General features: G+C 72.3%; 18 protein-coding genes. 9 read left to right on the top strand and 9 right to left on the bottom strand.

Annotated features, from left to right (window positions below; genetic code table 11):
• Position 1 precedes the first annotated feature (1 nt).
• The 3 genes from ICW72_RS15205 (at position 2) to ICW72_RS15215 (ending at position 2,484) form a co-directional block, all read left to right on the top strand.
• Complete coding sequence (locus ICW72_RS15205) at positions 2-748, top strand: hypothetical protein (RefSeq protein ID WP_191083487.1); 747 nt, start codon at positions 2-4, stop codon at positions 746-748.
• A complete protein-coding gene (locus ICW72_RS15210; RefSeq protein WP_191083488.1) occupies positions 685-1,758 on the top strand; it encodes a glycosyltransferase in 1,074 nt (357 codons plus the stop codon). The genes ICW72_RS15205 and ICW72_RS15210 overlap by 64 nt, the downstream gene beginning before the upstream one ends.
• A 132-nt stretch (positions 1,759-1,890) precedes the next feature.
• Positions 1,891-2,484, top strand: coding sequence for a DUF4189 domain-containing protein (locus ICW72_RS15215; RefSeq protein WP_191083489.1), 594 nt, complete (start codon positions 1,891-1,893; stop codon positions 2,482-2,484).
• Between the two features lie 52 nt (positions 2,485-2,536).
• Here the strand turns inward: ICW72_RS15215 and ICW72_RS15220 are convergent, their stop codons facing one another.
• The gene (locus tag ICW72_RS15220; RefSeq protein WP_191083490.1) at positions 2,537-3,412 is read right to left on the bottom strand and encodes a LysR family transcriptional regulator; all 876 of its coding nucleotides are present in this window, start codon (positions 3,410-3,412) and stop codon (positions 2,537-2,539) included.
• Between the two features lie 120 nt (positions 3,413-3,532).
• Between ICW72_RS15220 and ICW72_RS15225 the strand changes: the two genes are divergently transcribed.
• The 3 genes from ICW72_RS15225 to ICW72_RS15235 are packed head-to-tail and all read left to right on the top strand — an operon-like array spanning position 3,533 to position 7,380.
• Entirely contained in the window at positions 3,533-4,513 is a 981-nt protein-coding gene (locus ICW72_RS15225; protein ID WP_191083491.1) for a Bug family tripartite tricarboxylate transporter substrate binding protein, read from the top strand.
• Positions 4,514-4,525: 12 nt separating this feature from the next.
• Positions 4,526-5,314, top strand: a complete 789-nt coding sequence (locus tag ICW72_RS15230; RefSeq protein ID WP_191083492.1) for an enoyl-CoA hydratase/isomerase family protein — start codon at positions 4,526-4,528, stop codon at positions 5,312-5,314.
• The gene (locus ICW72_RS15235; RefSeq protein ID WP_191083493.1) at positions 5,311-7,380 is read left to right on the top strand and encodes an acetate--CoA ligase family protein; all 2,070 of its coding nucleotides are present in this window, start codon (positions 5,311-5,313) and stop codon (positions 7,378-7,380) included. The genes ICW72_RS15230 and ICW72_RS15235 overlap by 4 nt, the downstream gene beginning before the upstream one ends.
• A 3-nt stretch (positions 7,381-7,383) precedes the next feature.
• On the opposite strand, the gene ICW72_RS15240 is transcribed toward ICW72_RS15235, so the two are convergent.
• From ICW72_RS15240 to ICW72_RS15260, 5 genes are all read right to left on the bottom strand, one after another.
• Positions 7,384-8,085 carry a 2OG-Fe dioxygenase family protein gene (locus ICW72_RS15240; RefSeq protein ID WP_191083494.1) on the bottom strand — a complete coding sequence of 234 codons (702 nt, stop codon included), beginning with the start codon at positions 8,083-8,085 and terminating at the stop codon, positions 7,384-7,386.
• On the bottom strand, positions 8,082-8,846 hold the full coding sequence (locus ICW72_RS15245; protein ID WP_191083495.1) for a (Fe-S)-binding protein: 765 nt from the start codon (positions 8,844-8,846) through the stop codon (positions 8,082-8,084). Before ICW72_RS15245 ends, ICW72_RS15240 begins: the two co-directional genes overlap by 4 nt.
• A gap of 71 nt (positions 8,847-8,917) precedes the next feature.
• The gene (locus ICW72_RS15250; RefSeq protein WP_184382429.1) at positions 8,918-9,202 is read right to left on the bottom strand and encodes a hypothetical protein; all 285 of its coding nucleotides are present in this window, start codon (positions 9,200-9,202) and stop codon (positions 8,918-8,920) included.
• 107 nt (positions 9,203-9,309) lie between these two features.
• A complete protein-coding gene (locus ICW72_RS15255) occupies positions 9,310-10,641 on the bottom strand; it encodes an ammonium transporter (protein ID WP_191083496.1) in 1,332 nt (443 codons plus the stop codon).
• 32 nt (positions 10,642-10,673) lie between these two features.
• Complete coding sequence (locus ICW72_RS15260; RefSeq protein WP_184382431.1) at positions 10,674-11,012, bottom strand: P-II family nitrogen regulator; 339 nt, start codon at positions 11,010-11,012, stop codon at positions 10,674-10,676.
• Positions 11,013-11,213: 201 nt separating this feature from the next.
• On the opposite strand from ICW72_RS15260, the gene ICW72_RS15265 reads away from it, so the two are divergent.
• The 3 genes from ICW72_RS15265 (at position 11,214) to ICW72_RS15275 (ending at position 13,543) form a co-directional block, all read left to right on the top strand.
• Positions 11,214-12,446, top strand: a complete 1,233-nt coding sequence (locus ICW72_RS15265; RefSeq protein ID WP_191083497.1) for a UbiH/UbiF/VisC/COQ6 family ubiquinone biosynthesis hydroxylase — start codon at positions 11,214-11,216, stop codon at positions 12,444-12,446.
• A gap of 157 nt (positions 12,447-12,603) precedes the next feature.
• Complete coding sequence (locus ICW72_RS15270; RefSeq protein WP_191083498.1) at positions 12,604-12,945, top strand: hypothetical protein; 342 nt, start codon at positions 12,604-12,606, stop codon at positions 12,943-12,945.
• Positions 12,946-13,204: 259 nt separating this feature from the next.
• Complete coding sequence (locus tag ICW72_RS15275; protein WP_191083499.1) at positions 13,205-13,543, top strand: hypothetical protein; 339 nt, start codon at positions 13,205-13,207, stop codon at positions 13,541-13,543.
• 60 nt (positions 13,544-13,603) lie between these two features.
• On the opposite strand, the gene ICW72_RS15280 is transcribed toward ICW72_RS15275, so the two are convergent.
• The 3 genes from ICW72_RS15280 to ICW72_RS15290 all read right to left on the bottom strand — a co-directional run bounded on the left by ICW72_RS15280 (position 13,604) and on the right by ICW72_RS15290 (position 15,838).
• A complete protein-coding gene (locus ICW72_RS15280; protein WP_191083500.1) occupies positions 13,604-15,181 on the bottom strand; it encodes an ABC transporter substrate-binding protein in 1,578 nt (525 codons plus the stop codon).
• Positions 15,182-15,314: 133 nt separating this feature from the next.
• Complete coding sequence (locus ICW72_RS15285; protein ID WP_191083501.1) at positions 15,315-15,674, bottom strand: gamma-butyrobetaine hydroxylase-like domain-containing protein; 360 nt, start codon at positions 15,672-15,674, stop codon at positions 15,315-15,317.
• Complete coding sequence (locus tag ICW72_RS15290) at positions 15,674-15,838, bottom strand: Trm112 family protein (RefSeq protein WP_191083502.1); 165 nt, start codon at positions 15,836-15,838, stop codon at positions 15,674-15,676. Before ICW72_RS15290 ends, ICW72_RS15285 begins: the two co-directional genes overlap by 1 nt.
• Between the last annotated feature and the right edge of the window lie 30 nt (positions 15,839-15,868).

Consider the following 15,868-nt stretch of genomic DNA (forward strand, 5'->3'; position numbering starts at 1 on the left):
CATGGCGCGCCTCCTCGCCGACCTGACGGACCTGCTGCACTATTTCCGGATCAACCGGCTGCCGCTCGGCGTGCCGCGGGTCCAGATGGCACTGACCGAGGCGGCGCTGGCGGCGCCCGAACCCCTGCTGCAGCCCATGGCCTTCGACCCGGCCAGCGGCCGCTTCCGCGCCCTGCCGGCCGAGGAATTGCTGGCCCTGCTGGCCACCGCCCGCCGGGGCGCCGACATCGAGGCGCCCGACTGGGTGGCGGCCCGCGCCACCATGGCCGAGGCGCACCGGAAGGCCCGCGAGATCGGCTTCGCCGCCGGCGACCGCGTCTTCACCCCTGGCCTGCCCTTCCTGGTGCCCGGCCAGATGCACCGCCTGCGGGAGTTGCGGCAGGCGCATGGCGTGGCGCTCTGCGCCCTGTTCCATGACGCCATCCCGCTGGTGGTGCCCGAGCATTGCACGCCCGAGCTCACTTCGGGCTTCGCGGACAATTTGCTCTCCATCTGCCTGCAGACCGACCGCGTGGTGGCCACCAGCGCCTGCGCGGCGCGGGATTTCCGCGAATGGCAGCGCCGCCTGCTGCCGGAGCTGGACATCCCGGTGGTGGCCATGCCGCTCGACGCGCCGCTGCCGCCGGTGGGTGGGGGGACGAGGACGCGCCCTGGCCGGAGGCGCTGGCCGATGGGCGGCCCTATGTGCTCTGCGTCTCGACCCTGGAGAGCCGCAAGAACCACGTCCTGCTGCTGCACGCCTGGCTGACCCTGCTGCGCCGCCATGGCGAGCATGCGCTGCCGCGCCTGGTGCTGGTGGGGCGCCAGGGCTTCGGCGCCGAAGCCGCGCTGCGCCTGCTGGAACACGCGCCCGAGCTGCGCCGCAACGTGGTCTGGCTGCGCGACGTGTCGGACGCGCAGCTGGCGCGGCTCTACAAGGGCTGCCTCTTCACCATCTTCAACAGCTTCTACGAGGGCTGGGGCCTGCCGGTGACCGAGGCGCTGTCGCATGGCAAGCTCGTGATCGCCCCCGACCATTCCAGCCTGCGCGAGGCCGGCGGCACCGCCGCCCTCTACTTCACCCCGCAGAGCGAGCCGGAACTGGCGGAACTCGCCTGGGGCCTCATCCGCGACCCCGCGCGCCGCGCGGCGCTGGAGGCGGCGCTGCCCGGACGCGTGCGGCTGCGCAGCTGGCGCGAGGTGGTGGAAGGGCTGGCGCGGGAATTGGCGGCGCCGCTGGTGGCCCTGCCGGGACCCTTCGCCCGCGCGGGCGCCATCACCGGGCGGCGCATCGGCTTCGAGATCCAGCCCGCCATGCCGCCGGCCGCCATGCGCGCCGCCCATGTGGGCAACGCCCTGATCCTGGAGGGGGATGGCTGGAGCATCCCCGAGGCCTATGGCGTCTGGCTGACCCAGGGCCGGGCGCGGCTGCGCCTGCCCGCGCTGGAGCGCAGCGGCATGCGCCTCTTCCTCGAGGTCAGCGGCCCGCCCGTCGCCACGGAGACGGGGCTGCGCCTGCATCTGCCCGATGGCACCACCGGGCCGTGGCTCAGCCTGCGGCTGGCCGCGCAGGAGCGCCGGCACCTGGAAATGACCCTGCCCGCCGGCCCGGCGGGGGTTGTCGTGGTGGAGTTCGACACCTCGGGCGCGCGGCCCATCGCCGATGACGACCGCCTGTTCTCCCTCATGCTGCACGGGCTGATGCTGATCGCCGACCACGACCTGCAGCGCACCTATGAATATCTGGGGGATCGCCTGCACCTGTCGCGCCTGGGCTGACGCCCCACAGCGCGGCCAGCTTTCGTGGACCACGCCGTGGCCTAGCCGGGCGGCTGCTTCACGGCCTGGCGATTCCGCCGACACTGATCAGGCGCTATCGCCTGGACGGCGGGTGCGATACTTCTTGAGACAATGAGGCTGGTCTGGGTGATTTTCGGCATCCTGGTCGGCGCCGTGGGCATCGGCGCCTCCGGGGCGGGACAGGCGCAGCCGCAGCGCGGCGGCGCCGTGGAACCCCTGTTGCCCCTGCCGCCGCCGCCCACGCCCACCGCGCCCCCGATGCGGGCCGCACCGCCCATGGCGCAGCCCGTGCCGACCGCGCCGCCGCCCCCCGCCCCCACCGCCCAGCGCGGCGCGCAGACGCCGGTGGTCTGGGCCACCATCTATGCCGCGGCGCCCCCGTCGCGCGCCTATGGCATCAGCCCCGCCACGCGCGACCGGCTCATCGCCCACCAGCGGGCCGAGGCGCAATGCCGCGCAGGGGCCGGCGGCAACACCTGCCGGCGCCTCGTGGAAATCCAGCAGGGCTGCGCCGTGCTGGTGCAGGGCGCGCGCGACGACCGGCTGCTGCCCTTCACCACGCCCGACCCCAACCAGCCGGTGATGGTCGTGCTGGCCGGCGCGGGCTTCACCGTGGAGGACGCGACGCGCGACGGCATGGACCAGTGCCAACGCCGCCAGCGCGGCGCCATCTGCCGCGTCATCGCCTCGATCTGCGCGCGGTGAGGGCTTTTCTGGGGCGACTGATTCACCGCTCCGGCGATATCGCCTTCGCGGATCAGGCGCCCTCCTCCTCCCGCGCCGCGGCCACCAGCCACTCGGCGAAGAGGGCGAGCGGTGCGGAGACCCGCCCCGGCGGCAGCACCAGCCAATAGGCGTCGCCCGCCGGCAGCGCCGCGCGCGCCAGCGGGACGAGGCGCCGCGCCCGCACCTCCTCCCGCACGAAGGCCGGCGGGCAGATGACGGTGCCCAGCCCCTCCAGCGCCGCCTGGATGGCGAGCGTGGTGCTTTCGTAGAGCAAGGGCGGCGGGGCCTCGGGCAGGCCCGCGCCTTGCCGCCACCGCGCCCAATCACCGGGCCGCACGCGGCTGCCCAACATGCGCCCCGGGATGGGGGTTTCACGCCCCCGCTGCGCCGCCAGGGCGGGGGCCGCGAAGGGCGCGATGGTGACGGGCTGCAGCGCCCGCGCCGTGGGGGTGGGGGGCGCGCCGAGCGGGGCGGTGCGGACGGCCGCATCCACGCCCTCGCGGGCGAAATCCACGGGGGCGATGGAGGTGCTGACCTCCACATCCAGCCCCGGATGGCGCTGCTTGAAGGCCGAGAGGCGCGGAATCAGCCAGCGCAGCGCCCAGGTGGTGTAGGCGCGGATGCGCAAGGGCGCCGTCTCCGCCCGCATCTCCCGCGCCGCTGCCTCGATGCGCGCGAAGCCCTCGCGCAGCCCGGTGGCGAGGCGCGCCCCCGCCTCGGTCAGGCGCAGCGCGTTGGGGCTGCGGTGCACCAGGGCGCAGCCCAGCGCCGCCTCCAGCTCCCGCAGGCGGCGGCTGATGGCGGGCTGCGTCACCCCCAGCGCGGCGGCGGCGCGCGTCACGCTGCCCGTCTCGGCGATGAGGTGGAAGGCCCGCAGGCTGTCCAGCGGGGGCAGGGCGCTCGGCATGGCGCAGCATAACACAGGGTTGGGGCAGGGTGCGAAACTCTGCGGCTTCCCGTGCCGTGCGCGATGGTGCTTTGAATGCCGCGTGCCGGCCAAGACCGGCGCGACGGAGGAACACCCAGAATGAACCGACGCACCGCCCTGCGGCTCGCCCCCGCGCTGGGCCTTGGGCTGCCCGCCCTGGCCAGCGCGCAGCCCGCCTTCCCCGACCGCGCGCTCCGCCTGGTCATTCCCTTCACCCCGGGCGGCAGCAACGACATCGTGGGCCGCCTGATCGCGGAGGGCATGTCGGCCCGCCTCGGCAAGCCCATCGTGGTCGAGAATCGCGGCGGCGCGGGCGGGCTGATCGGCAATGATCTGGTGGCCAAGGCGCCGGCCGATGGCCACACCCTGCTGCTGGCGGGCAGCGGCAGCTTCCTCATCTCCTCGCTGGTGCAGCCGCGCCTGCCCTATGACCCGGTGCGGGATTTCGCGCCGGTGGGGTATATCGGCGCCGCGCCCAACGTCATCACCGTCCATCCCTCGGTCGAGGCGCGCAACCTCGCGGACCTCCAGCGCGTGGCCCGCGCCGCGCGCACGCCGCTGCGCTTCGGCACGCCCGGCGTGGGCACCACCGGCCATGCGCTGGGGGCCATGATCGGCGTGGTGCTGGGGGTGGAGCTGGACGCCATCCATTACCGCGGCACCGGGCCTTCCATGGCGGATGCCATCGCGGGGCGGATTGATATCCTGACCAACGCCTCGGCGCCGCTGCTGCCGCCCATCGCGGCGGGGCAGCTGCGGCCGCTGGCCATCGCCGGCCGCACGCGCAGCGCCGCCCTGCCGGACCTGTCCACCAGCGTGGAGCAGGGCTTCCCGGACCTCGATTCCGCCACCTGGTATGCCATCCTGACCACGGCCGGCACGCCGCCCGACCGCATCGCCACGCTGCACGCCGCGCTGAACGCCGTGCTGGCCGAACCCGAGGTGCGCCGCCGCCTGGTGGAGAGCGGCGTGGACGAGATCGCCCCCAGCGCCAACCCCGCCGACCTGACGCGCTTCCTGGCGCAGGACCGCACGCGCTGGACGCAGGTGGTGGAGCGCGCGCGGCTGCGCGTCGAATAAGGAACACCGAGCATGACCGAAGACAGCGCCATCCTTCTCACCACCACCGACGGCGTGGCCACGCTGCGCCTCAACCGCCCCGCGCGCCGCAACGCGATTGATGACGCGACGCGCGCCCTGATGATCGAGGCGCTGGAGGCGGCGGCGGTGGACCCGGCCGTGCGCGCCCTGGTCGTCACCGGCACGGGCAGCGCCTTCTGCGCGGGGGGTGATGTGCGCGGCATGCAGCAGCGCCTCGCGGCCCCGCCCGAGGAGGTGGCCTTCAATGGCTGGCGCCGCCAGGGCCGCACCCACCGCGCCGTCGCCTTGCTGCACAACTTCCCCAAGCCCACCATCGCCGCGGTGAACGGCGCGGCGGCGGGGCTGGGCTGCGACGTGGCCCTGTGCTGCGACTTCATCATGGCCGCCGAGAGCGCCCATTTCACCATGAGCTTCATCGCCCGCGGGCTGATCCCCGATGGCGGCGGCATGTATTTCCTGCCCCGCCGCGTGGGCCTGGCCCGCGCGAAGGAGCTGGTGTTCAGCGGCCGCCGCGTGGGCGCGGCCGAGGCGCTCTCCATGGGCATGATCGAGCGCGTGGTGCCCGATGACGCGCTGCTGCAGGGCGCCGAGGAATGGGCGCGGGAACTCTCCGGCGGGTCGCTGGCCGCGCTGGCGCTGGCGAAGTCGGTCATGGACCGCTCGCTGGAGATGAGCTTCGAGGATGTGCTGGCCGAAGGCTCCAAGGCCCAGGCCCTATGCTACACGACGGGCGAGCACCGTGCCTCGGTGGCGGAATTCCTGGCGAAGTCCAAGCGATGAGCGCGCTGGGCCAGTTGCTGCGGCCGCGCAGCGTCGCCGTCATCGGCGCCTCGGCCGATGCGTCCAAGATGACCGGCCGGCCGGTGGGCTACCTCCAGCGCCACGGCTTCCCGGGCGAGATCTGGCCCGTGAATCCGCGCGCCGAGACCATCGCGGGCCTGCCCTGCTTCCCTGAGGTCGCGGCGCTGCCCGGCGCGCCGGACGCCGCCATCGTGCTGCTCGGCCCCGAGCGCGCCGAGGCCGCGGTGCGCGACCTGGCCGCGCGCGGCTGCGCCGCCGCCATCGTGCTGGCCAGCGGCTATGGCGAGGCCAATGCGGAAGGCGCGGCGCGGCAGGAGGCGCTGAAGCGCGCCGCCGGCCCCATGCGGCTGCTGGGCCCCAACACCATCGGCCTCGTGAACCTGACCGATGGCATCATGCTCTCGGCCACCGGGGCGCTGGAGGTGGGCGACCTGCCGGCCGGCGCCATTTCCGTCGTCTCGCAATCCGGCGGCATATTGGGCGCGCTGCTCTCCCGCGCCGCCGACCGGGGCATCGGCTTCGCCAAGCTGGTCTCCACCGGCAATGAGGCGGATCTCGACAGCAGCGACCTCATCGCGGAGCTGGTCGAGGACGAGGCGACCCGCGTCATCGCCGTCTACATGGAGGGGCTGCGCCGGCCCCAGGCCTTCCGCGCCGCCGCCCGCCGCGCGGCCGAGCTCGGCAAGCCCATCGTGGTCTACAAGGTGGGGCGCTCGGAATCCGGGGCGCGGGCGGCCACCTCCCACACCGGGGCGCTGGCCGGGGCGGACCGGGTCTATGACGCGCTGTTCCGCCAATCGGGCGTGATCCGCGCCGAGAGCTTCAATGATCTGCTGGACATTCCGGCCGCGCTGGCCAAGGGGCGGCGGGCGGCGGGGAACCGCGTTGCCATCCTGACCTCCACGGGCGGGGCGGGCACGCTGTTGGCCGACAATTGCGGGCTGGCGGGCATCGAGGTGCCCCCGCCCGATGCCGAGACCACCCAGCGCCTCGCCACCCTGCTGGACGAAGACCAGGCGACGGTCGGCCGCAACCCCGTGGACGTGACGCTGGCCGGGCTGCGGCCCGACCTGTTCCGCGGCGCCATCACGGCGCTGCTGGACAGCCCGCTCTATGACGCGGTGGCGGTGGTGATCGGCTCCTCCGCGCTGGCGGCGCCGGACATCGTGGCGGGCGCCATCGTCGAGTGCCAGGCGCGGAGCGACAAGCCCATCCTGGCCTATGTCAGCCCGCACGCGCCGCATCTGGTGCGGCTGCTGAACGGCAAAGGCATCGCGGCCTTCGCCACGCCGGAAAGCTGCCCGACCGTGCTGCGCGCCCTGCGGGCGCCCGCGCTGCCGGCGGTGGTGGGGGCCCCTGCGGTGAACCCCTCGGCGCTGTCCGGCCTGCCCGCCGGCAACCTCAACGAGGCGGAGAGCAAGGCGCTCTTCGCCCGCTTCGGCCTGCCCGTGACGCGGGAGGTGGCGGCGCCCGACGCCGCCGCCGCGCAAGCCGCCGCGGAGGCGATGGGCGGCGAGGTGGTGCTGAAGATCCTCTCCCGCGCCATCGCCCATAAGAGCGAGCTGGGCGGGGTGCGGCTGGGCCTCAGCCCCGCCGAGATCCCCGCCGCCTGCGCCGACATGTTGGCCCGTGTGCAAGCGGCCGGCGCCCCCGCGCCCGAGGGCTTTCTGGTGCAGGAACGCCTGCGCGGCGGGGTCGAGATGATCCTGGGCTTCCACCGTGACCCGCAGCTCGGCCCCGTGCTGCTGCTGGGCGCGGGCGGCGTGGCGGCGGAACTCTGGGAGGACACGGCGCTGCGCCTGCTGCCCCTGACCCGCGCCGATGCCGAAGCCATGCTGGAGGAGCTGAAATCCGCCCGGCTGCTGCGCGGCTTCCGCGGCGCCCCACCTGCCGATGTGCCCGCCCTGCTGGACGCCATCATGGCGTTCGCCGCCATGGCGGGCGCGGCGGGGGAGCGGCTGGTGGAGGCGGAGATCAACCCGCTCTTCGTCCTGCCGGAGGGGCAGGGGGTCCGGGCGGTGGATGGGTTGGTCGTTTTGCGGTGACGCTCAGGCCCGCCGCCAGGTCAGCACCAGCACATCCCGGCTGGAGGGCAGGGCAGGGTCGGCGGGTTCCACCGGCGTCACGCCATGCATCACCCGCCGGTCATCCATCACGGCCAGGTCGAGCAGCCCGTCCAGGGTGAAGCGGGCGAGTTCGGTGCCCTTGGGGTCCGTCACCCGCGTCTCGCCGCCGCGCAAATTGCGGCGGGCCAGCATGGCGATGAGCACCACATCCACCCCGTCATGGTGCACGCCTTCGGGCGTGGGCAGGCCGGGGGTGCCGGCGGCGGCCTCGATGCGGAACTGGTGCATCTCGACGAACCAGGCGGTGTCGGGGTGGAGGTTGTCCGCCACCTCGCGCCCCAGGGCCAGCAGGCCCGCGCAGGCGGGGTGGGCGATGGTGGCGTCCTCGACGGGCGCGAACCATCGGTCCACGCCGCCATTCAGCGTGTTGTGGACCACCGCCTGGAAATGCGGCCGGTGCAGGCCGCGCACATGGTCCGCGCGGCCGGGCAGGGCCAGGAAGTTGGCGATGCGCCGGCGGCGATAGCGCCCGCCATCGGCCATGAAGGCGTCGGTTTCCAGCCGCTGCCAGCTCGCCGCGAAATCGGCCAGCAGGGGGGCGGGCAGGCGCAGGCGGGCTAGGCTTTCCTCCGGCCGCAGCCGCGCGAAGCCGCGGGTGCGGACCTCGTCCAGAAGCGCGGTCACGGCGCGTCTCCGATGGGGGGCGCCTCATGCGTCATGTCGGCGAGCACCTCGGCCACATGGCGCACGCGCACGGGGCTGCCCTCGCGCTTCAGGCGGCCGGCCATGTTCAGCAGGCAGCCCATGTCGCCCGCCAGCAGCGTGTCGGCGCCGGTGGCGGTGATGTCGGCCGTCTTGTCGCTGACCATGCGCGTCGAGATCTCGGGGTATTTCACGCAGAAGGTGCCGCCGAAGCCGCAGCAGATCTCGGGCTCACGCATTTCCGTCAGCGTCAGCCCCGCCACGGAGCCGAGCAGGGCGCGCGGCTGGGCCTTCACCCCCAGCTCCCGCAGGCCGGAGCAGCTGTCGTGATAGGTCGCGCGGCCGTCATAGCGCGCCGCCACCCCCTTCACGCCGAGCACATCGGTCAGGAAGGAAACCAGTTCATGCGTCTTGGCGCCCAGGCGCTCGGCGCGGGCGCGCCATTCGGGGTCCCCCGCCGCGAAGAGGCCCTGATAGTGATGCGAGATCATGGCCGCGCAAGAACCCGAGGGCGCCACGGTGAAGTCATAGGGCAGGAAGGCGTCAATCACCTGGCGGGCGATGTCCTGCGTCGTGCGCCGGTCGCCGGAATTGTAGGCGGGCTGGCCGCAGCAGGTCTGGACGGCGGGCACCTCCACTTGGCAGCCGGCCTCCTCCAGCAGCTTGATCGCGCTGAAACCGACCGCGGGGCGGTGCAGATCCACCAGGCAGGTGACGAAGAGGGCGACGCGGGGCTTGGCCATGCGGTCAAATTAGGGGTGAACCGGGCGGCCGGGAATGGAGGGGATGCGCGATTTCCGCGCATGCCAGCCCCTCAGATGAACTCGCCCCTGAGGAAGCCCAAGGCCGGCAGGGGGCGCCATTTCCTTGGCAGGTCCGACCGGCGGATGGGTGTCACGGAATAATGCGGCACCGGCCGCTGGGAGCGGCGGAGGAAATCCTCATAGGCGCGCACCTGCTGGGCCCGCCAGGCGCGGTCTTCCAGGGCGGCGGCGCGGGAGCGGTAGATCTCGGCGACGCGATGCGCGCGGCCCACCGTGGCCACCACGGCCCACCAGCTGTCCTCATCGCCGCGCGGCACCGCCGCCAGATCGCGCATGGAACAATAGAAGGGAAGGCGGCCGCGCCGGGTCAAGCGGAAGCTTGAAAAAGAAAGGGCGCGCCGGAGTTCCCCCCGGCGCGCCCCATCCATCGCCCCGGGGGGCGTCAGCCCAGGCGTTCGCCGTGCTGCGTGACGTCGAGGCCCTCGCGCTCCTCTTCCTCGGTGACGCGCAGGCCCACGATCACGTCCACGATCTTGAAGAGAATGAAGCTCGCCACCGCGGTGAAGACGAAGGTCGCGGCCACGGCGTAGAACTGCTTCACCAGCTGCTCCATCGAGCCGCTGATGCCGGCCGGGTCCGCCGTGGTGGCCGACAGCGCGCCATAGGCCAGCACGCCGGTCAGCAGCGCGCCCACGATGCCGCAGACGCCGTGCACGCCGAAGGCGTCCAGGCTGTCATCGTAGCCCAGCGCCTTCTTGAGCGCGGTCGCACCCCAGAAGCCGAAGAGGCCGCCCACCACGCCGATGATCAGCGCGCCGTCCGGCAGCACGAAGCCGGCCGCCGGGGTGATGGCGACGAGGCCCGCCACCGCGCCCGAGATGGCGCCCAGCACCGACGGCTTGCCCTTGAACATCCACTCGGCCAGCAGCCAGGAGAGGGTGGCGGCGGCGGCGGCCAGATGCGTCACCAGCATGGCCATGCCCGCACGGCCACCGGCACCGACGGCCGAGCCCGCGTTGAAGCCGAACCAGCCCACCCACAGCAGCGCCGCGCCCACGACGGCGAGGCCCAGGTTGTGCGGCGACATGTTGTCCGTGCCGTAGCCCAGCCGCTTGCCGATCACGATGGCGCCCACCAGGCCGGCCACGCCGGCATTGATGTGAACGACCGTGCCGCCCGCGAAGTCGAGCGCGCCGAGGGCGAAGATCCAGCCATTCGGGTGCCACACCCAGTGCGCCACCGGCGCATAGACCAGCAGCGTCCAGAGCGAGACGAACACCAGCAGGGCGGAGAACTTGATGCGGTCCGCCAGCGCGCCCGTGATGAGGGCGGCCGTGATCACCGCGAAGGTCCCCTGGAAGGTGATGAAGACGCTTTCGGGGATGGTGGTGGCCACCGCGCCGTCGCCGCTGCCCAGGGTGAAGGGCGCGCTCCAGTTGGTGCCCACGCCCGCCAGCATGAAGCGCGACAGGTCGCCGATATAGGCGCCGCCCTCGCCGAAGGCGATGCTGTAGCCGGCCACGGCCCACAGCACCGACACCAGCGCGCACACCACGAAGGACTGCGCCAGCGTGGACAGCACGTTCTTCTTGCGGACCATGCCCGCATAGAACAGCGCGACGCCGGGGATGGTCATCATCAGCACGATGGCCGTCGAGATGAGCATCCAGGCGGTGTCGCCCGTGTCCACCGTCGCCTCCTGCGCGAAGGCGGGCGCGCCAGACAGCGCCAGCAGCGGTGCGGCCATGAGCGCGCCGCGCAACCAGGACTTCATGTTCGGAATTCTCCCAAGGTTGGGCGCGCGCATCACAGCGCCGCCGCGTCGGTTTCGCCGGTGCGGATGCGGAGCGCGCGGTCCACATCCAGCACGAAGATCTTGCCGTCACCGATCTTGCCGGTGCGGGCGGCGGCGGAGATGGCCTCGACCACCGCGTCCACCATCTCGGCCGGCACCGCGACCTCGATCTTGAGCTTCGGCAGGAAGCTCACCTGGTATTCGGCGCCACGGTAGATCTCGGTCTGGCCCTTCTGCCGCCCGAAACCCTTCACCTCTGTCACCGTCAGCCCCTGCACGCCGAGCGGGGTGAGCGCATCGCGCACCTCGTCCAGCTTGAAGGGCTTGATGATCGCCATCACGAGCTTCATCAGCCTGCCTCTCTCCCGATACGCGGCGGTGCCGCACCGCCGGTCAACCTACGGGTATCCAAATCCCGTGCCATTCGGTTCGGGCACGATTCATCGGGGGGTTGCGCGGGGGTTGCCTGTTTTGCGTGCAGAGTGACCCCATGCCACGGCGTCGGAACGCCCGACTCTTGCGCGTTCACGGAATCAACTAAGCTGTCGCTCATGAACCAGACGCTCGAAACCGAAGTCGCCATCCTGGGCGCCGGCCCCGTGGGGGCCACGCTCGCCGCCGCCCTCTCCGCCCGCGGCGTGCCCTGCGCCATCCTGGACGCGGCCCCGCTGCCGCCCATGGAATTGCAGGGTTTCGACGGGCGGGCCTATGCCATCGCGCTGGCCTCGCGCCGGGTGCTGGAGGCGGCGGGCATCTGGGACCGCCTGCCCACCACCCCTTGCCCCATCGAGGGCATCAAGGTGGCCGATGGGCGCATCGGCGAACGGCCCTCCTCGCTGGACCTCGACTTCGAGGCCGCCGAGGTCGCGGACGAACCCTTCGGCTGGATGGTGGAGGCGCGGGCCTTGCGCGTGGCGCTCAACGCCCGCCTGCCCGAGCTGCCCGGCGTGCAGGTCTTCGCGCCCATGACCGCCGAGGTGGCGCGCGACGCGGACGGCGCCACCCTCACCCTGCGCGACGGCAAGCGCCTGCGCGCGCGGCTGGTGGTGGGGGCGGAGGGCCGCAACTCGCCGCTGCGCGCCTCGGCCGGCATCGGAAGCGCGCGGCATAACTACGGGCAGATCGGCATGGTGGGCGCCTTCGCCCATGAGAAGCCGCACGACAACCGCGCGCTGGAACTCTTCCTCCCGGCCGGCCCCTTCGCGCAATTGCCGCTGAACGACCAGCACGAATTCGGCACCAGCCACCTGCCGCATGCCTCGGCCTTCGTGCTGGCCGAAAGCCGCGGCGTGGCGCAGCGCCTGCTGGCCATGGACGATGCCCGCTTCAAGCGCGAACTCCAGCGCCGCCTGGGTGACTGGCTGGGCGAGATCGAGCCCATCGGCCGCCGCTGGTCCTATCCGCTGACCGCCATGCACGCGCTGCGCTACACGGCCGAGCGCATGGCGCTGGCGGGGGATTCCGCCCATGGCATGCACCCCATCGCGGGGCAGGGGTTGAACATCGGCTTCCGCGACGTGGAATCCCTGGCCCGCCTGGTGGGCGACGCCCATGCCGCCGGCGAGGATGTGGGCAGCCAGGCCCTGCTGCGCCGCTACCAGGCCGAGCGCCGGCCGGATGCGCTGATGATGATCGGCGCGACCCATGCGCTGGAGAAGCTGTTCGGCAACGATGTGGGTGTGGTGCGGCTGGCGCGGCGCCTGGGCATCGCGGCGGTGGACCGCATCCCGGCGCTGAAGCGCGCCTTCGCGCGGCAGGCCATGGGGTTGCCCCTGCGCGCATGAAGCTGTCACGGAGATGACGTAAAAGTTTCATTCACACGGACTATGATGGCCGTTCGCGCCGCGAATTGGCGGTTTGGCGCGGCCTTCCCAGCTTCCTGGACAAGGGGACCACAGGGTCCCGCGGCCCGCGGGCCGTCATTTCGACAGGAGTTTGGTCATGACCGTGAATATCCGCACCCTCGCCGCCGGCGCCGCGCTGCTGCTGGCCCCCGCCTTCGCCGCGCCCGCCATGGCGGCCGACAGCGTGGTGGTGTCGCCCCAGTTCGGCACGCCGGCCTATGCCTCGGACAACCGCAACGTGGTGGGTGGTGGCGAGGCCCGCCTGGTCGGCTCGGGCGAGAGCCAGCGGGTGGTCCATATCGGCCCCACCCAGGCGCAGGAGCCGGTCTTCGCGCACATGGTCGGCAGCGGCGAGGATGCGCGCATCATCTACAGCGCCACGCCCGACCGCGCCCAGGCGCTGAGCGAGGCGGGCTACCTGCCCGACACGCGCGGCTGATCCAGGCAAGGCGCTGAAACAGGGGGCGGCGGGGCGAAGGCCTCGCCGCCCCTTCGTGTTGAGCCTTCCAGGCTCCGACAGGTGGCACCGGGCGCGGAGGATGCCCGCAGGCGCCACGGGCAAGTGGACGTCCATTGGCGATGGTGATGATGGTTCTTCACGGCCGTGACTTGAAAGATACCGACCGGTCACTCACATTAGGCGGCAACGGGATCGCCGATCCCATCGGCCCAAGGGCCACCCCGACAGGAGACCACCAATGACCATCAACTTCCGCACTCTCGCCGCCGGCGCCGCCCTTCTGCTGGCGCCCGCCTTCGCCCAGGCGCAGGACAGCGTCGCCTACCCCCGTGACTTCGGCACCCCGGCCTATCAGGCGCCGCAGGGCGCCAACGTGCTGGGCGGTGGCGAGGCCCGGCTGGTCGGCAATGGTGAGGACGCCCGCGTCGAATACACCGGCCCCGTCCGCGGCCAGGCGCCGATCTACTCGCACATCGTGGGCTCGGGCGAGGATGCGCGCATCATCTACAGCGCCTCCCCGGACCGCGCGACGGCATTGAGCGAGGCCGAGCGCGCGACGCGCGGCCAGCGCGGCTGACGCGCCGGGCCACCGGCTCAAGGGGGCGGCGGGGCGAAGGCCTCGCCGCCCCTTTCGCGTTCAGCCCTTGCTGACGCCCCAGAAGAAGGGCACCGGCGCGTTGACGATGCCCTGCACATTCCGCCGGAAGGCGGTGGGTTGGATGATGGTGCCCAGCGGCACGAAGGGCACGCTCTCGAAGGCCCGCGCCTGCAGCGCCATGGCGATGCGCTGGCCCTCGGCCGGGTCGGTGGCGGCGATGAACTGCGTGCGCAGGCTTTCGATCTCGGGGTCCGTCGGCCAGCCGGCCCAGGCGGGGGCGCCATGGGCGCGCAGCGGCAGGTGCAGCGCCGGCCCCGCGACATCCAGCCCCACCCAGGAGGTGTGGAAGATGCTCCACCCACCCCGGTCCGGCGGGTTGCGGTTGGCGCGGCGGGCCAGCAGGGCGGACCAGTCGGTCGCCACCAGCTCGACGTTCATGCCCATGCGGCGCAGCAGGTCGGCCGTCACCTGCGACATCTGGCTGTTGGCCGGGTTGTCCATGGCGGCCAGGATCACCACCGGCTCATTGTTGTAGCCGGCCTCGCGCAGCGCCGCGCGGCCGCGCTCCAGGTTGCCCGGCATCACCCCCGCGCCCTGGTCCGTGCCGAGCGGCGTGCCGCAGGCATACATGCTGCGGCACAGCGCCGAATATCGCGGGTTGCCCACCACCGCATCGAGATAGGCCTGCTGGTCCGTCGCCATCAGCACGGCGCGGCGGATGGCCGGGTTGTCGAAGGGCGGATGCAGCTGGTTGAAGCGGATCATCATCAGGGACCCCATCGGGTCCGTGATCTCGATGCGGATGTTGCGGTTGCGGGAGATGATGGGCAGCAGGTCGAAGCTGGGCTGCTCATACCAGTCCACCTCGCCCGTCTGCAGCGCATTGGCGGAGGTGGAGGCATCGGGGATGATGCGCCACTCCACCCGGTCCACCAGCACCTGCTTGCCGCCGGCCGCCCCGGAGGAGGGCTCGGCGCGCGGCACATAGCCCGCGAATTTCTCGAAGGCGGCCAGGCTGCCCGGCACCCATTCATTGCGCATGAAGCGGAAGGGGCCGGAGCCCACCGTCTCGTTGTTCGGCACCTGCGGGTCCGAATTGCCCACCCGCTCCGGCACCACGAACAGCGCCTGGGTGGAGAGCTTGCCCAAGGATTCCAGCATCAGCGGGAAGGGCTGCTTCAGGCGCATCTCGAAGTCGCGGTCCGAGGTGGCGCGCATCTCGTCCATCACGGTCATGAGCGTCTGGCCCATGGTGTCCCGCGCGCCCCAGCGCTTGATGGAGGCGATGGCGTCCACCGCGCGGACGGGCTCATTGTCGTGGAAGCGCAGGCCCTCGCGCAGGCGGAAGCGCCAGGTGCGGCCATCGGCCGAGGTCTCGTGGCTTTCCACCATCTGCGGCTGCACCTTGAAGTCGGTGTCCACCGCGAAGAGCGTGTCATAGACCATGAAGCCGTAGTTGCGGACGATGTAGCCGGAGGTCGCGACCGGATCCACGGCGCCCAGATTGGCGTGCGGGATGAAGCGCAGGGCCCGCGCGGCCGCGCCCTGGGAGAGCGCGGGGGTGGACAGGGCGGCGAGCCCGGTGCCGGCGAGGAAGGCGCGGCGGGAGGTGGCCATGGCGGGGTCTCCATCTGGGGTGCCCGGGGAGGGGACCACGCAGGAAACCGTCATCGCAAGGCGAAACTGACTCCTTTTGAGGCGAATCCCCGGGGTGGGATCATGTCTGCCCGATATGCGGGCAAGGCTCCCTTCAGCGCCCTGGCGGGTCCCGGCTCAAGCCCTTCGCCGCCAGCGCGGCCTCATAGGCAGGCCAGCGCATGGCCTGTTCCTCGCCCAGCTTGCGCAGCCAGGCCCAGGAGTAGATGCCGCTGTCGTGCAGATCGTCGAAATGCAGCCGCACGGCGTAATGCCCCACCGGCTCGATCTTCATGATGCCCACATGGCGCCGCCCGGCGATGAGGCGCTTCTGCTCGGGCGAATGCCCCTGCACCTCGGCGGAAGGGCTCTCCACGCGCAGATATTCCGCGCTGAGGGCGAAGCGCGCGCCGTCGTCGAAGGCGATGTGCAGCACACGGTCCGCCGCGCGGTAGCGCAGCTCCGTAACCTGCATCAGGGCAGCTTGCGCGCCTGGTCGGGCAGCATGATGGGAATGCCGTCGCGCACCGGATAGGCGAGGCCCGCGGCGTCGCTGATCAGCTCGCCCCGGTCGCGGTCATAGCGCAGCGGTTTCTTCGTGACCGGGCAGACCAGGATTTCCAGGAGCTGCGGGTCCACGGCGCCGCCGGCGGGAGGGGGGTCTGGTTC

Source organism: Roseococcus microcysteis (assembly GCF_014764365.1).
Taxonomy (GTDB): Bacteria; Pseudomonadota; Alphaproteobacteria; order Acetobacterales; family Acetobacteraceae; genus Roseococcus; species Roseococcus microcysteis.

What these genes read in the sequence shown, in the direction of transcription:
- ICW72_RS15205 (WP_191083487.1), top strand. Translation starts at nt 2, where the DNA reads ATGGCGCGCCTCCTCGCCGACCTGACGGACCTGCTGCACTATTTCCGG.
- ICW72_RS15215 (WP_191083489.1), top strand. Translation starts at nt 1,891, where the DNA reads ATGAGGCTGGTCTGGGTGATTTTCGGCATCCTGGTCGGCGCCGTGGGC.
- ICW72_RS15220 (WP_191083490.1), bottom strand. Translation starts at nt 3,412, where the DNA reads ATGCCGAGCGCCCTGCCCCCGCTGGACAGCCTGCGGGCCTTCCACCTC.
- ICW72_RS15225 (WP_191083491.1), top strand. Translation starts at nt 3,533, where the DNA reads ATGAACCGACGCACCGCCCTGCGGCTCGCCCCCGCGCTGGGCCTTGGG.
- ICW72_RS15230 (WP_191083492.1), top strand. Translation starts at nt 4,526, where the DNA reads ATGACCGAAGACAGCGCCATCCTTCTCACCACCACCGACGGCGTGGCC.
- ICW72_RS15235 (WP_191083493.1), top strand. Translation starts at nt 5,311, where the DNA reads ATGAGCGCGCTGGGCCAGTTGCTGCGGCCGCGCAGCGTCGCCGTCATC.
- ICW72_RS15245 (WP_191083495.1), bottom strand. Translation starts at nt 8,846, where the DNA reads ATGGCCAAGCCCCGCGTCGCCCTCTTCGTCACCTGCCTGGTGGATCTG.
- ICW72_RS15250 (WP_184382429.1), bottom strand. Translation starts at nt 9,202, where the DNA reads ATGCGCGATCTGGCGGCGGTGCCGCGCGGCGATGAGGACAGCTGGTGG.
- ICW72_RS15255 (WP_191083496.1), bottom strand. Translation starts at nt 10,641, where the DNA reads ATGAAGTCCTGGTTGCGCGGCGCGCTCATGGCCGCACCGCTGCTGGCG.
- ICW72_RS15260 (WP_184382431.1), bottom strand. Translation starts at nt 11,012, where the DNA reads ATGAAGCTCGTGATGGCGATCATCAAGCCCTTCAAGCTGGACGAGGTG.
- ICW72_RS15265 (WP_191083497.1), top strand. Translation starts at nt 11,214, where the DNA reads ATGAACCAGACGCTCGAAACCGAAGTCGCCATCCTGGGCGCCGGCCCC.
- ICW72_RS15270 (WP_191083498.1), top strand. Translation starts at nt 12,604, where the DNA reads ATGACCGTGAATATCCGCACCCTCGCCGCCGGCGCCGCGCTGCTGCTG.
- ICW72_RS15275 (WP_191083499.1), top strand. Translation starts at nt 13,205, where the DNA reads ATGACCATCAACTTCCGCACTCTCGCCGCCGGCGCCGCCCTTCTGCTG.
- ICW72_RS15280 (WP_191083500.1), bottom strand. Translation starts at nt 15,181, where the DNA reads ATGGCCACCTCCCGCCGCGCCTTCCTCGCCGGCACCGGGCTCGCCGCC.
- ICW72_RS15285 (WP_191083501.1), bottom strand. Translation starts at nt 15,674, where the DNA reads ATGCAGGTTACGGAGCTGCGCTACCGCGCGGCGGACCGTGTGCTGCAC.